The organism is Enterococcus sp. LJL51 (assembly GCF_054871795.1).
In genome coordinates, this window is record NZ_JBTXLW010000026.1 from 1 (window position 1) to 13,240 (window position 13,240).

The following is a 13,240-nucleotide window of genomic DNA, read 5'->3' on the forward strand; positions in this document are numbered from 1 at the left end:
CCTGATCTGGAAAGTAGCCTTTGGCACTGGTACTGTAGCCCATCAAATCCATGTTGCTGATTCCTTCTACGACCTGATCCATCGCTGAGGCAAAGGGATAATCCACTCCTCCTGACAATTGATCCGGAATGTGCCGCATCGCCAAATTTAACAGGACAAATCTATTGGCTAGCTCTTCATAGCTTTCTTCTGGGGTATCTATTTGAATGGCACGGTCGGCATCATAGGCGGCGCAGGCCTGTTCAGCCTGTTCACTGAGACGGTCGGCTTCCTTCAGCATAGAAAAGAGATCCATGCTTTCGATAAAGCCCACACCCTCGCTCAACGCCTGCCAATCTGCTGCATTATACTTTATATCCAACCTTTTCCTCCTTTTTATTTTTAACCTCTTTGCTTTTTCTAACTGTTAATCGAACACCCTTCCTATTATATGGAATAGATGAGCCGACCCAACTCTGTCTCGAAAATATAATAACACTTTTTTTGATATCTTTTTATTTATTTAGATAATTAATTATAACAAATGGTTCGTTGTGTGGAGTATCAATTTTTAATAAATCATAAAAAAATAATACTTTATATTTTTAATCCTTTATTAAAAAAAATAAAAAGTAGACTTTAAAAAAATTCTGAAATGAGGATAGGACAGAAGTGTTTTGCTTAGAGAAGCAGGTAGGTACTGATAAACATCCGAGCGTCCTTTGCGGTGTACCACAACAATAAGGTGGACGAATCAAAAATTGCCAAGTAATACTGTGAGAGAACCGAGTAGCTGCTAATTGAACCCTATCTGGAGCAGCGCCTATTTTTAGTGTCGCTTGACTTATTTCTGAGAACGCCAATTCTAGTGCGTTAGCACGTAGATATTGATGCTATCGTAGCGTAGAGAAGTCCTTCAATTCTTAGGGGATTGTCTACTTAGAGATTGATGAGATTGGAACGAAGTGGAGTGCGTTTGCTGTCGCTAAGATCAAATGTTTTTCAAGCCGAAACATTCGATTCCTACAAGCGTGTCTATGGTTCTCACTGCGTTGCGATTCTCGAAGTATGTCAAGACTGGAACACCGTTTGTTCGGCGATAGAGCCTTGGATATCTTTTATTACTATCTTAGCGAGTATCCACTGAAGGAGAGCATCAAAAGATAACCAATAATTGAATAATTCACTTGAAAGAGCTTTCAATTACCGATATGATTCAGATGTATGAATGGAGGCGGAATTAATGACTGAAGATATTGATAACCTGTTAAAAAAGAGTGAACTGATTTATATACGACAATCCAAATATTCTGAGGAAGAGTGGCATTCTTCTATCCATTCCCATTACTTTACAGAGATACTGATAGTTCTAAGCGGAAAGGGCAATTTTATCGTCGAAAATGAAAAGTATCCAATAAAGGATCGGGATATCATCATCGTCAATCCTTATGTTCAGCATACCGAAACCTCATCTGGAGAATATCCTTTGTGGTATGTAGTAATTGGGATTAATAATATTAAATTTGAAAAGAAATCATCAGGAGATAAACAGCATTTCATTTTCCATGATCACATGGGAGATTTACTGCCATTTTTGAAGCTTGCTATTGCTGAAATGAATCAGAAAGGCTGGGGCTATGAAGCAGCACTAAAGCGGTTGGCAGAAACGATAGTCATCAAAATCTATCGGGATCAGAAATTTACGCTGGTACCGGTGGAAAACAAAAGCGTCAGTAAAGACAGTGTGCTAATCAAGGAGTTTATCGACCTGCATTTTAAAGAACAGCTTTCACTGGAGGATATTGCAGCAACGATTCATTTAGATAAATACTATATTATTCATACCTTCAAACAAAATTATCACACGACACCGATGAACTATCTGATGAAAAAAAGAATTGAAAACACTAGGGAGTTGTTGGAGAGTACGGATTATCAAATTGCAGATATTGCATCAATCACAGGGTTTACTTCACAGTCTTACTTTAATCAGGCTTTCAAAAAAGAGATGGGTGTTTCACCGATGAAGTACCGGAAAATGCATCGAGGTATCCAATGATTGTTTTCAATATATTTATTGTAAGGGTTTTCTTCAATAATTATAAAAAAACCAGCAATTGTTCAAAAATAAAGCGCTTTCCAACCTGTTATACTGAAACCATCAAATATAGGAGGAGTCAATCATGAAAAAATTTTTAGGTCTGACCTCTGTTTTAGCTTTAGCTGCATTAACACTTAGTGCATGTGGTGGCGGTAAAACCTCGGATACAGGTGCTTCAGATAGCGGGGATGGAAAAGAAGTCATCAAAGTAGCAGCTTTAGAATCTGCCTACGGTGCAGACATGTGGGATAAAATCAAAGAAGCATATGAAGCCCAAAATCCTGATGTAACAGTTGAATTGACGATTGACAAGAAGCTGGAGGATGTCATTAGTCCGAATATGAAAGCCGGCAATTACCCGGATGTGATTTTACTGGCAACTGGCCGTGAAGCGGGTCTTACAGAAACCTTTATCAAGGATAAGAATCTAGAAGATTTGACTGATGTTTTATCAATGACTGTTCCTGGTGAAGAGAAGAAGGTTTCTGACAAACTGATTTCCGGTTTTACAGATACACTGGCAACTAATCCGTACAATGATGGAAAAACATATTTGGCACCGATGTTCTATTCACCTACTGGACTGTTTTATAATGCAGCCTTGCTAGAAGAAAAAGGCTGGGAAGTACCACAGACCTGGGATGAGATGTGGGCATTAGGAGATAAAGCGAAAAAAGAAGATATTTCACTTTTCACTTATCCAACAACAGGCTATATGGATTCCTTCATGTACAGTCTGTTATCAGCTACTGGCGGGCCAGAATTCTTTAACGAAGCAATGAGCTATGAAAAGGGTGCCTGGAACTCAAAAGAAGCAACAGAAGCGTTTGAAATCGTTGGAAAACTGGCGGAATACACTGCACCAACCACTGTTGCAAATGCCAATGATCAAGACTTTACTAAGAATCAACAGATGATTTTAGATGATAAAACAATCTTCATGCCAAATGGAACGTGGGTTCCAGAAGAAATGAAGGATGCGCCACGAGCTGACGGCTTCACATGGGGCATGACTGCGTTGCCAGCCGAAAGCACAGGCGGCGACCGCTATTCTTATACTTTCTTTGAACAGGTTTGGATGCCGTCTGGTGCAGAGCATAAGGATGCAGGAAAAGAATTTATTGCATACTTGTATTCTGATGAAGCGGCAGATATCTTTATGGAAGTCGGCGCAATCCAGCCAATTCAAGGGATGTCCGATAAATTAACTGGAGACAATAAGCTGTTTTACAGTATCTATGATGACGGTGCAAAAGCTGTTATGGGCGGCTTTGCCAATGCAGCGAGCGTTGAAGGCGTAAGTATTCGCGATACCTTGTTTGAAACAATCAACAGTGTGGTTTCCGGCGATAAAACAGTGAAGGAATGGCAGGATAGCGTTGTTGAAGCTTCTGATAAATTAAGAGAGGCCTCTGAATAGATTGTCTTAAGGCTGAGGTACATTGCTGCCTTGGCCTTTCCTAGTCATAAAAATAGTTTATAAAAATTTGTAATAACTAAAATTTAAAAATATATAAAAAAGGAGGAGGTCCAGATGAACAGAAAAAAGCAGCAGCGGATTTTTATTACGCTTTGTCTGATTCCGGCAGTTTTGCTGATTCTGATTTTCATGGTCTATCCGACAGTCAATGTCTTCTTCATGTCGATGTTTAAATGGGGCGGTTATTCTCCTGAAAAAACATTTGTCGGTTTGGATAATTTTAAGATTCTAATTAAGGATATGGCTTTCTTCCGGTCCTTTCAAAATACAATTTTGCTGATTGTCCTCGTTACTATTATTACGTTATTATTGGCGCTGATATTTGCTTCCATACTGACACGGGAGAAGTTCAAAGGAGTGAATCTTTTCCGGGTAATTTTCTATATCCCTAATATTTTATCAATAGTCGTTATTGCGGCAATCTTTTCCGCTATTTATGACCCCAGCAGCGGCTTGCTGAACAATCTTTTCGGGGCGCTGAAATTGGAAAATCTTCAGCAGATGTGGCTTGGCGATCAGAAAATTGTCATTTACAGCATCGCTTTTGCACTGATTTGGCAAGCGATTGGGTATTACATGGTGATGTACATGGCTTCGATGGCTTCTATTCCTGAAAGTCTGTATGAAGCTTCTGCTCTAGAAGGAGCAGGCGCACTCCGGCAATTCTTCGATATTACGCTGCCGCTAACCTGGAATACGATTCGGACAACGTTGACCTTCTTTGTCATCAGTACCATCAATTTGAGTTTTCTGTTAGTAAAAGCAATGACTAACGGCGGACCGGACGGCTCAACAGAAGTATTCCTGAGCTACATGTATAAACAAGCATATACCAATTCTTCCTATGGCTATGGGATGGCAATTGGGGTAGTTGTGTTTACCTTCTCATTTATTTTATCGGCAGTACTAAACAAAGTAACCAAACGTGAAGTTTACGAATTCTAGGAGGAATGGATATGAAAGCAAAGAACGGCAATCGAGTCTATAAAATCTTTGTCTATGTTGCGCTGATTACTTTAGCTGTATCCATTCTAGTTCCAATCGCTTGGGTATTTTTCGCTTCAATCAAAGAAAATTCTGAATTTTATGGTAATCCGTGGTCAATGCCGAAGGGCTTCTATATTGAGAACTTCATAGGTGCTTTTGAAAAAGCCAATATGGGTTCCTATATGTTGAATTCAGTTATTGTAACATTAACTGCGTTAGTCATTTTAATTGTTGTAGCGCTGCCGGCAGCCTATGTGCTGGCCCGCTTTAAATTCAAAGGCAGAGGATTTTTGAATACGTTGTTTATGATGGGGCTGTTTATCAACTCTAATTATATTGTGGTTCCTATTTTCCTGATGCTGCTGGACGGCGACAATGCGCTGCGCCAAACTATCGGCAGTGCTTTTCTCATCGATAATCTCTTTGTTTTGGCAGTAGTCTATGCAGCGACTGCTTTGCCATTTACAATTTACCTGCTGTCGAATTATTTCCGAACGCTTTCCACAGCTTATGAGGAAGCAGCCTATATCGATGGCGCCGGCTTTTTCAAGACATTACTGGTTGTTATGGCACCGCTGGCAAAGCCAAGTATTATCACAGTGATTCTATTCAATTTCCTGAGCTTTTGGAATGAGTACATCATTGCACTGACTCTGTTGCCAGGTGAAAATAAAACCCTTTCTGTAGGACTAATTAATTTAATGGCTGGGCAAAAGGCGGCTGCTAATTATGGTCAGCTCTATGCAGGGTTAGTGATTGTTATGCTGCCGACACTGATTCTCTACATTCTTGTGCAAAAGCAATTGACACAAGGAATGACCGTTGGCGGAAATAAGGAATAGGGGGATTTAGAATGACAAATAAGGGACGAGTGACAATTCCCAGTGAAGGAAATTACTTAGAAGAAACGAAACGTCTGATGAAGCTCTGGGGAGCAGATGCCATTCGGGATAGCGACGGGACCAAGCTGGATGAAGGACTCAAACAATTGAAAGCAAAAATCTACACTACCTATTTTGTTGCCCGGGGGCATAATGAGTTCATTCAGGAGCATTTAGAAGAAGTCCAGCAGCTGTATCTCCTTAGTGAGCGTGTGACGGCAACAGATGCAACAGTAACGATTCCTTTTCTCAATGGATTTTTTGAAGAACAAATCAAGCCCAATTATGATGACGACCCAAAGCATTTCTGGGAGGTTCGTGACCGGACAACAGGAGAAGTCGTTCCAGCAGCTGACTGGCACTATGAAGCCGCAGCTAATCAAGTAATCGTACAAAATATCACTGCATTTCATGAATATACGGTGTCTTTTCTAGCGTACATGATTTGGGATCCAACACAGATGTATAATCATATAACAAATGACTGGGGCGATAAGCCTCATGATATTCCCTTTGATGTACGTAAGGATTTTTCAAAAGGATATATGGCAGAGTTTCTGAAAAATTGGCTGGCGGAAAATCCAGATACAGATGTGGTTCGTTTTACAACCTTCTTTTATCACTTCACCTTGTTTTTCAATCAGCTGGGCAAAGAGAAATTTGTTGACTGGTTTGGTTATGGCGGCACCGTATCAGTTGATGCTCTACAGGAGTTTGAAAAGGCGAAAGGGTATGCCTTGACGCCAGAGGATTTTGTGGACGAAGGCTATTATAATTCTACCTTTAGGACACCGAGCCAAGCGTATCTGGACTATATTGATTTTATTCAGAAGTTTGTCGCAGAGGAAGCAAAAGCGCTGGTAGATCTCACTCATGAGAGCGGCAAAGAAGCGATGATGTTTCTTGGTGATAACTGGATTGGCACAGAGCCTTACGGTAAGTATTTTAAGGATATCGGTATAGATGCGGTTGTGGGCAGTGTAGGGAATGGTACGACATTGCGGTTAATATCTGAAATTCCTCATGTGAAGTATACAGAAGGCAGATTTTTGCCTTACTTCTTTCCAGATGTTTTCAAGGAAGGCAATGATCCCACTGCAGAGGCTAGAGAGAATTGGCTGACTGCCCGCCGCGCTATCTTAAGAAAGCCGGTTGATCGAATTGGCTACGGCGGCTATTTGAGTCTGGCTAACCAGTTCCCGGATTTTGTCGAGTATATTGCAGAAGTAGCGGATGAATTTAGAGATTTATATGAAAAAATCAAAGATGTTGCACCTTATACGGGTCTAAAGATAGGGATTGTCAATGCCTGGGGGAAACTGCGTTCATGGCAGACTCATATGGTCGCTCACGCTTTATGGTATCAGCAAATCTATAGCTATAACGGTATTCTTGAAGCCTTATCTGGTCAGAAAGTTGCAGTAGAGTTCTTTACCTTTGATGAAATCAAAGCGGGAATACCTGAGGATATTGATGTTTTAATCAACGCAGGTGATGGCTATACAGCATACTCAGGCGGAGCAGCATGGGAAGACCCTGAGCTGATTCAGACGATTTTCTCATGGGTCAATCAGGGCGGCGGTTTCATTGGTGTAGGAGAGCCTAGTGCTTTTCAAAAGAATGGACGTTACTTCCAACTGGCTTCTCTGCTGGGTGTGGAAAAAGAACAAGGTTTCTCTTTATCAACAGATAAATATTTTCATGAAGAGCAGCCAGAGCATTTCATCACGAAGCATTGCCAAAGCTTTGATTTCGGTGAAGGGCAGAAAAATATTTTTTCACTTCATACTGAAACGGAGATTCTTAACATTCAGGAAGGATCAGTTCAACTGGCAGCGAATCAGTTTGGAAGAGGACGAAGTGTGTACATCAGTGGTCTACCATATTCTCCGGAGAACAGTGATTTACTGCTGCGGGCATTATTTTATGCAGCAGGTCAAGAAGACCGTTTAAATGAGTGGTATAGCGAAAACCCAAATGTTGAAGTCCATGCCTATCCTGGTATTCAAAAATATGTAGTAGTTAATAATCATAATCAGGCGGAGACGGCGCTGGTTTATTTAATAGGCGGGAAGCATGAAGTGTTTGAACTGAAACCAGGGGAAATTATTTGGAGGGATTATGATGGATAAACGATTGATCTCTGGATTAAAAGCAGGTGTCTTTTTCCTTTGTCTGATTCTGGTTTTTCTAGGTCAGAAGCATATTGGTTATTCTGGGCTGCTGGCTATGCTGGCGGGCTTAATAGGACTTCTTGTGTTGCTATGGGACTATAATAGAAAGTATCAGTAGCGGAGGAAATAATATGAAAAAGGCAATAGGTATTGATATTGGCGGTACAAAAATTGCCGCAGGTCTGGTCTTTGAAGATGGACAGGTGACAAACGAGGTTCGAATTCCCAGCAATATAAACTCCAGAGAGGGAATGTATGAGCGGCTGTGCCAGGCTATTGACGAGCTGTTGGATAAAAGCGAATTGCATGAAGAAAAGATTTCTTTCGGTATTGGCGTACCAGGATTAGTCGATCGGAAAAACGGCATTGCGGTTTTTCAGAATAATTTACCATGGGAAAACTTTCCAATCGTCGCGCGGCTGCAAGAGCGCTACTCCAATTGTGAACATATTGCCTTGGACAATGATGTGTATCAGGCAGCTTATGCAGAGTGGGGCACATCAGGACTAGCAGCAGATGACTTGTTGGTTTTTCTAACAGTTAGTACAGGAATTTCCGCAGCAATTATTAACGGCGGAACCTTCTTACGGGGCAAAGGCTTTGCCGGAGAACTAGGACTGCTGCCTGTTCGGAATGGACAGCAGTCTTTAGGAAGACTGGAAAAGCTGGCTTCTGGTCCGGCGTTGGCAGAAGCTGCCAGAGAGGCCTATAATGACGGCACGCTGACTACAGAAGAAGTCTTTCAGCGCTATCATCGGAAAGACCCGAAGGCTGTGGAGCTGATTCAGCAATGGTCCGATTCTTTGACCCATGGTATTTATGCGTTAATCTGTATCCTTGATCCGCAGAAAATTGTCTTTGGCGGCAGTGTTTTACAACAGAATCCTGATATGCTGGATCTACTGAAGGTAAAGCTGGCGAAAGAACTCATTGAAGCACAGAAAACCAGTCTTGAAGGATTAGAAATGACGAAGTTTGAAAATAATGCCGGCGTCATTGGTGCCGGTTTGCGAGCCATTGCAGAAATGAATAAAGACTAAAAGGATGAAGCAGGTTATAGAACAGGAAGACTATAAACCAGCATATCATTAGTGAAAGATACTAAAGAAAAGCAGCAGACAACGATAAGCGAAAAAAGCATCGGACAAAAAAGTTCGATGTTTTTTTCGTATAGGGAAATACATAGTCAATGAATAAAGAAACAACCAGGAATAGTATGATCAATAATCTACATTTTGATAAAGTTTTCACGCTATAATATCGTAAATGTATTTTGATTTTGAGCGTAAGGCAATTCTTTATTTGTTGCTTTGCTCTCTTTTTCTGATTTTTTTAATGACTGTAATCAATCTTTTTGAAAAGTTGTATGTGTTATGGGCAATCCTTTGAAGTAAATGTTAAGTGTAATAGTTTATTGTAATTCTGTTATTAGTAATGTTAAATGGTATTTTTAAGAAAAATTATTGTAATTACGTGATAAAATATGATTGATGAGGGGGATCATATGGAAACAGTGAAAGCGAGAAAACAAGGGAATGCAATCATGGTTACTTTAGCGAGCAAATTAGCTGTAAAAGAGGGACAAGAATTTTACTATTATAAGGATGATGAAGGAATTATCTCTTTAATTCCCAAAGCAGAAGATTTTTTTCAAAATGCAGAAAAAGGTGATTTTGTAGATGACGAGGATAAGCTGGCTATGAATTTTGTTCCAAAAGTCAGCGAGCTAGATGATTAAGCAAGGTGATATTGTTATTATTAATTTTGATTCTTCTAAAGGTAGTGAAATTCAAAAAAGGCGACCAGCATTAGTTATGAGCCGTGATGAATACAACTTGTCTTCGAATCTAATCATTGTTTGTCTTATTACTTCAACCGAAAAAAACGTCCATATTTTATTCCCATACATAGTAAAATCTTACAAAAGGATAGTAAAGTTAATACTAAACAAGTATATTCGTTGGATTACACACTTAGTGGAAATCGTAATGCAGAAGTTATTGGTAAAATTGAGATGAAAGAATTCTTGAATATCGCACAATATTTTATGTTGAATTTTAATTTTCCATTTTTTTAACTTTTCTAAGTGATTGTGAACACTACAGAGAGTCTGGGACATAAACAAAATCCCAGACTTTTGACATCTCTAAAACCGAATAAACGGTATTCCAAAAGCAGCTTTCTCGGAAATAAGCTGAATAATCTCAAAAATATGAGAAGCTATTTTCGTATTATTCTTCTTATTTCTCGGAGCTGAACACTTTTGTCACAACCTCCTATACATAATTTCAAATGCTCAACTTAGGAGTGAATAAGCTATTGCAGCTATTTAGTAACAAAATTAATTTAGGTAGAAGCGAAGATACCAAGAATAGCTTTTCTTTTACGATGTTATGTTGGATACTTAAGATAAAAGAATCGCATGGAATTAGGTGAAGAAGCGAGCACACTTATTAATCAAACCTTTAAAAATCCAACTAAATTAATAGTTATCGGTGAGTCTAAGGGAGCAGAATTAGTCTTGCTTTTGGGTAGTGCATACAGTAATGAAATTGATAAAATTGTAGGTATCGTACCCAGTAATCATGTTTTTTGGGGTTTAGGTGAGATGAGTGTTGAGGTCTCGTCTTGGACTAAAAAAGAACAGCCTTTTTCATACATTTCTTTGATGAAGCTAAGAAAAGAATTTCATTTATCCACAATCATTCCGTTTGCAAAGTATCTCTTAGGGATGATTAGAAAAAAGCCAGTAACATTTCGAAAGCTTTATGAGCAAAGTGTTCATTTGAGTGATAATAAAGAAGAGGCTCGGATCAAAAGCGAAAATTTTGCTGGAGAACTGCTGCTGATTGCTGGCGGGCAGGATATGCTCTGGCATTCTGATCAAATGGCTAAGGAAATAAAAGAAAGCAGACAACCCCTGAAAACAGAATTAGTTATATATGAAGAGGCAGGGCACTCAATCGGAGGACCGCATCGTACGAGCAAACTGATACTAGGTGGAAATGAGGAAATCAGCCAACGTTGCTACCAAGATATGATGAAAAATATTGTTTCTTTTTGTTCTACTTAGAAATAGGGGGGATAGTTAATAATTAGGGAAGGTATTATCCTTCAAAAGAGTAAAAAACAAGCAGCTTGAGCAGGCACTTGCTAATGATGAAAGTTGGAACTAAAACTATTTTTTTCTGGAAAGAATAATAAAAAAAGAAACATGGAACGTTAAGTGTTTGTAGCGAAAAGGGGTTTTAGAAATGATTGAAAAAGATGAGATGACTGGATTGTGGACACCGCCAGCGAGCAATAGTGGGATACGACCGGCAAGCAACAAATGGGATGAAGCAGCCGAGCGAACTGCGACTGAAGAATTCAAGGTTGCCTATGGCGGAGGAATAGTTAATGTAAAAAAAGGTTCAACTTATTATGTGGATACAAAGGATAGAGTATTAGTAGGATGGCATGGAACATACGATCCGCCCCGTGATATGGGAGGATATTCGATTCTCAAAGTGGACTAAAAGGAGGGCGAAGCATGAAAAGAACCATTAGTAAGAAGGCTGTTGTGATACGTTTTGGCCTTTTAGGCTGGAAGCTATACACAAAAAATGAGATGAAATTCGCTGGTAATCCTGGCTATATATTTAGATTGTACGCATGTTCATTCCTTGTTTTTTTCTCTTTAATAGTAATGTTAGCATTATTAGTATCAGTAAAAGTCTGGCTGTTTTTAGAATTATTTTTACTATTACTTTCATGCTGGTATGGCTTGTGGGCATCAAAATTTTTTGCGAAGTACTTCTAGCAAGGGATGTTAGAAGCTTTCGATAAATAAAAGTTTTTAAAAAGGAGTAGAATGGCAGGTGTTTTATGTACTTAAATTCTAAAAAGAACAAGTTTTCACTCAATATTTTCTCTATCGCAGGTATCATATGTTTTGCCCTTGCGCTTGTATTTCTATGTACTAATTATATTTTTAAGAAAGAAAGCCTGCAAACTACTTTAGAAAATAATACATGGGAAATGAAAAAGACGTCGCCTATAGAGATTGTATATACAGTTACTTTTTCTAAAGAAGAGGTGAATCTCAGTGCTGCTAATTTAGGCTCTGCATTTTCAGGATATCAAAACTATCAGTATGTGATTAATGAAAATATTCTAACGATAGCTACTTACGAGGGAGAAGAGGTGTATTCAATAAAAGAAAACGAGAGCGGATTCGAATTTACAGCTAAGAATGAATTAGCAAAAACAAATAGAGGAAATCTACAATTAGTGAAGAAAAATAGATGGCAATTATTTCCTTAAAGGAAAACAGTCGGATTTTCCAAGAGAATTTTTGAAAAGGGCAACAGTAAAAAATTCATGGACTGAAAATCGTTTGGATACGCACAAAAAGACCAATAGGAGGTAATTATATTGAGTAAATCAGATATTAAAATTTTTCATATAAAGCAAGAAGCGTTTCATTTTCTTGGGATAGAAAATGAAATAGTTGGAGCTATTGAAGACGCTGATTTTGTTACTATTTGGAATAACTTTTTTGAAGCTGGAGGGTTTGACAAGATCAAACCCTATCAACAAAAAAATAATCAGCCAATGGTTATTTATCATAACAACAACTCCAGCAATCTTATTTACTTTATTGGCTCTATGATTGAAAGTGAAAGTGTAGATGAAATTCCCAAGGGATACAAGATGAACAAATTTCCAGAGTGCGAATTTCTGGTAGTAACAACGAAATGGCTGCGGACTGAAGAGGAGGCGCTTGGGGAGCGTGGACTTGGACAGTGTGGAAAGTATGAAAAGAATGTAGCTATACCTCAAGGATATATTCGTTATGATAGTGGGGATAGTCAATATGTATTGATAGAAAGAGAAAATTTCAACACCAAGGAAGGAAGCCGATATGAATTTTGGGTTCCGATAAAGAAGGTCACCTAGAAAAGCAGTTATTGATTGAGAGAGAAATCCTATGGAAATGAAAAGAGTGAGACAATGATCAGTTGTTTTCTGATTATTGTCTCACTTTTTTTAGAAGATTACACAAGTGCAGCTATTTCCGGATTATCCTTTGCAACTAAATAGAACAAAAAATGTTATTCGCAGTTGGTTGTAATCTTTACTACAGGCGGTAAAATTAAGATGTAAAGGAGGTATGAAAAGTATGAATAAGATTATAAATAAGAAAATCAATATAAAAAAGAATCTTGTGTATCTAAGAAAAGTTAGTCACATGACTATTGAAGAAGTGGCGGATAAAATCGGCGTATCACGGCAGGCTGTGGCAAAGTGGGAAAATGGTGAGTCAATTCCGGACGTTATCAACTGTGACGCATTGGCTGGTTTGTATGATGTAACAATCGATGACTTGCTTCATTTTGACGGAGAAAATCAAGAAGTCGGGATGGCACCCAAAGGGAAACATCTTTTTGGAACAGCGGTCTTGGGGGAACGAGGGCAGGTTGTTATTCCCAAACAAGCGAGAGATTTATTGAAATGGGAAGCTGGCGAGAGATTGGTAGTATTGGGTGATACAAGGCCAGCATCACAAGGAATTGCGTTGCTGCCGGCCGATTCCTTTATGCAGGCGGCGAAAGAAATTATGGATAACTTCTATCCTGAAAGGGGCGGTGAATAG

Annotated in this window: 15 protein-coding genes and 1 pseudogene; 15 read left to right on the plus strand and 1 reads right to left on the minus strand. The window is 39.0% G+C overall.

What is annotated here, in order from left to right:
* The coding region (locus tag ACYSNQ_RS16910; protein ID WP_426084748.1) for a hypothetical protein at positions 1 to 361 on the minus strand (361 nt) is incomplete at its 3' end.
* Positions 362 to 1,222: 861 nt separating this feature from the next.
* On the opposite strand from ACYSNQ_RS16910, the gene ACYSNQ_RS16915 reads away from it, so the two are divergent.
* The 15 genes and pseudogenes from ACYSNQ_RS16915 to ACYSNQ_RS16985 all read left to right on the plus strand — a co-directional run bounded on the left by ACYSNQ_RS16915 (position 1,223) and on the right by ACYSNQ_RS16985 (position 13,240).
* Positions 1,223 to 2,038: a helix-turn-helix domain-containing protein gene (locus tag ACYSNQ_RS16915; protein ID WP_426084749.1), complete on the plus strand. Its 816-nt coding sequence runs from the start codon at positions 1,223 to 1,225 to the stop codon at positions 2,036 to 2,038.
* 124 nt (positions 2,039 to 2,162) lie between these two features.
* Positions 2,163 to 3,500 (plus strand): carbohydrate ABC transporter substrate-binding protein, encoded by a 1,338-nt coding sequence (locus tag ACYSNQ_RS16920; protein ID WP_426084750.1) that lies wholly within the window; start codon positions 2,163 to 2,165, stop codon positions 3,498 to 3,500.
* A 114-nt stretch (positions 3,501 to 3,614) separates the two neighbouring features.
* On the plus strand, positions 3,615 to 4,505 hold the full coding sequence (locus ACYSNQ_RS16925; protein WP_426084751.1) for a carbohydrate ABC transporter permease: 891 nt from the start codon (positions 3,615 to 3,617) through the stop codon (positions 4,503 to 4,505).
* A gap of 11 nt (positions 4,506 to 4,516) precedes the next feature.
* The gene (locus ACYSNQ_RS16930) at positions 4,517 to 5,389 is read left to right on the plus strand and encodes a carbohydrate ABC transporter permease (protein WP_426084752.1); all 873 of its coding nucleotides are present in this window, start codon (positions 4,517 to 4,519) and stop codon (positions 5,387 to 5,389) included.
* 11 nt (positions 5,390 to 5,400) lie between these two features.
* The gene (gene gnpA / locus ACYSNQ_RS16935) at positions 5,401 to 7,560 is read left to right on the plus strand and encodes a 1,3-beta-galactosyl-N-acetylhexosamine phosphorylase (protein ID WP_426084753.1); all 2,160 of its coding nucleotides are present in this window, start codon (positions 5,401 to 5,403) and stop codon (positions 7,558 to 7,560) included.
* On the plus strand, positions 7,553 to 7,720 hold the full coding sequence (locus ACYSNQ_RS16940) for a DUF6903 family protein (RefSeq protein WP_426084754.1): 168 nt from the start codon (positions 7,553 to 7,555) through the stop codon (positions 7,718 to 7,720). Before gnpA ends, ACYSNQ_RS16940 begins: the two co-directional genes overlap by 8 nt.
* 13 nt (positions 7,721 to 7,733) lie before the next feature.
* The gene (locus ACYSNQ_RS16945; RefSeq protein WP_426084755.1) at positions 7,734 to 8,642 is read left to right on the plus strand and encodes an ROK family protein; all 909 of its coding nucleotides are present in this window, start codon (positions 7,734 to 7,736) and stop codon (positions 8,640 to 8,642) included.
* A 464-nt stretch (positions 8,643 to 9,106) separates the two neighbouring features.
* Entirely contained in the window at positions 9,107 to 9,340 is a 234-nt protein-coding gene (mazE, locus tag ACYSNQ_RS16950) for a type II toxin-antitoxin system PemI/MazE family antitoxin (RefSeq protein ID WP_426084756.1), read from the plus strand.
* Positions 9,333 to 9,679: pseudogene (locus ACYSNQ_RS16955) on the plus strand (type II toxin-antitoxin system PemK/MazF family toxin). The gene mazE and the pseudogene ACYSNQ_RS16955 overlap by 8 nt, the downstream one beginning before the upstream one ends.
* 345 nt (positions 9,680 to 10,024) lie before the next feature.
* A complete protein-coding gene (locus ACYSNQ_RS16960; protein ID WP_426084757.1) occupies positions 10,025 to 10,675 on the plus strand; it encodes an acyl-CoA thioester hydrolase/BAAT C-terminal domain-containing protein in 651 nt (216 codons plus the stop codon).
* A gap of 199 nt (positions 10,676 to 10,874) precedes the next feature.
* Entirely contained in the window at positions 10,875 to 11,120 is a 246-nt protein-coding gene (locus tag ACYSNQ_RS16965) for a hypothetical protein (protein ID WP_426084758.1), read from the plus strand.
* 14 nt (positions 11,121 to 11,134) lie between these two features.
* Complete coding sequence (locus ACYSNQ_RS16970; RefSeq protein ID WP_426084759.1) at positions 11,135 to 11,404, plus strand: hypothetical protein; 270 nt, start codon at positions 11,135 to 11,137, stop codon at positions 11,402 to 11,404.
* A 65-nt stretch (positions 11,405 to 11,469) separates the two neighbouring features.
* Complete coding sequence (locus tag ACYSNQ_RS16975; protein ID WP_426084760.1) at positions 11,470 to 11,907, plus strand: hypothetical protein; 438 nt, start codon at positions 11,470 to 11,472, stop codon at positions 11,905 to 11,907.
* Between the two features lie 111 nt (positions 11,908 to 12,018).
* On the plus strand, positions 12,019 to 12,543 hold the full coding sequence (locus ACYSNQ_RS16980) for a hypothetical protein (protein WP_426084761.1): 525 nt from the start codon (positions 12,019 to 12,021) through the stop codon (positions 12,541 to 12,543).
* Positions 12,544 to 12,766: 223 nt separating this feature from the next.
* Positions 12,767 to 13,240: a helix-turn-helix domain-containing protein gene (locus ACYSNQ_RS16985; RefSeq protein ID WP_426084762.1), complete on the plus strand. Its 474-nt coding sequence runs from the start codon at positions 12,767 to 12,769 to the stop codon at positions 13,238 to 13,240.

Bases quoted from the DNA above. Each gene is read 5' to 3' on its own strand.
- ACYSNQ_RS16960 (WP_426084757.1), top strand. From the start codon at position 10,025: ATGGAATTAGGTGAAGAAGCGAGCACACTTATTAATCAAACCTTTAAA.
- ACYSNQ_RS16965 (WP_426084758.1), top strand. From the start codon at position 10,875: ATGACTGGATTGTGGACACCGCCAGCGAGCAATAGTGGGATACGACCG.
- ACYSNQ_RS16925 (WP_426084751.1), top strand. From the start codon at position 3,615: ATGAACAGAAAAAAGCAGCAGCGGATTTTTATTACGCTTTGTCTGATT.
- ACYSNQ_RS16975 (WP_426084760.1), top strand. From the start codon at position 11,470: ATGTACTTAAATTCTAAAAAGAACAAGTTTTCACTCAATATTTTCTCT.
- ACYSNQ_RS16940 (WP_426084754.1), top strand. From the start codon at position 7,553: ATGGATAAACGATTGATCTCTGGATTAAAAGCAGGTGTCTTTTTCCTT.
- ACYSNQ_RS16945 (WP_426084755.1), top strand. From the start codon at position 7,734: ATGAAAAAGGCAATAGGTATTGATATTGGCGGTACAAAAATTGCCGCA.
- ACYSNQ_RS16985 (WP_426084762.1), top strand. From the start codon at position 12,767: ATGAATAAGATTATAAATAAGAAAATCAATATAAAAAAGAATCTTGTG.
- ACYSNQ_RS16920 (WP_426084750.1), top strand. From the start codon at position 2,163: ATGAAAAAATTTTTAGGTCTGACCTCTGTTTTAGCTTTAGCTGCATTA.
- gnpA (WP_426084753.1), top strand. From the start codon at position 5,401: ATGACAAATAAGGGACGAGTGACAATTCCCAGTGAAGGAAATTACTTA.
- ACYSNQ_RS16930 (WP_426084752.1), top strand. From the start codon at position 4,517: ATGAAAGCAAAGAACGGCAATCGAGTCTATAAAATCTTTGTCTATGTT.
- mazE (WP_426084756.1), top strand. From the start codon at position 9,107: ATGGAAACAGTGAAAGCGAGAAAACAAGGGAATGCAATCATGGTTACT.
- ACYSNQ_RS16970 (WP_426084759.1), top strand. From the start codon at position 11,135: ATGAAAAGAACCATTAGTAAGAAGGCTGTTGTGATACGTTTTGGCCTT.
- ACYSNQ_RS16915 (WP_426084749.1), top strand. From the start codon at position 1,223: ATGACTGAAGATATTGATAACCTGTTAAAAAAGAGTGAACTGATTTAT.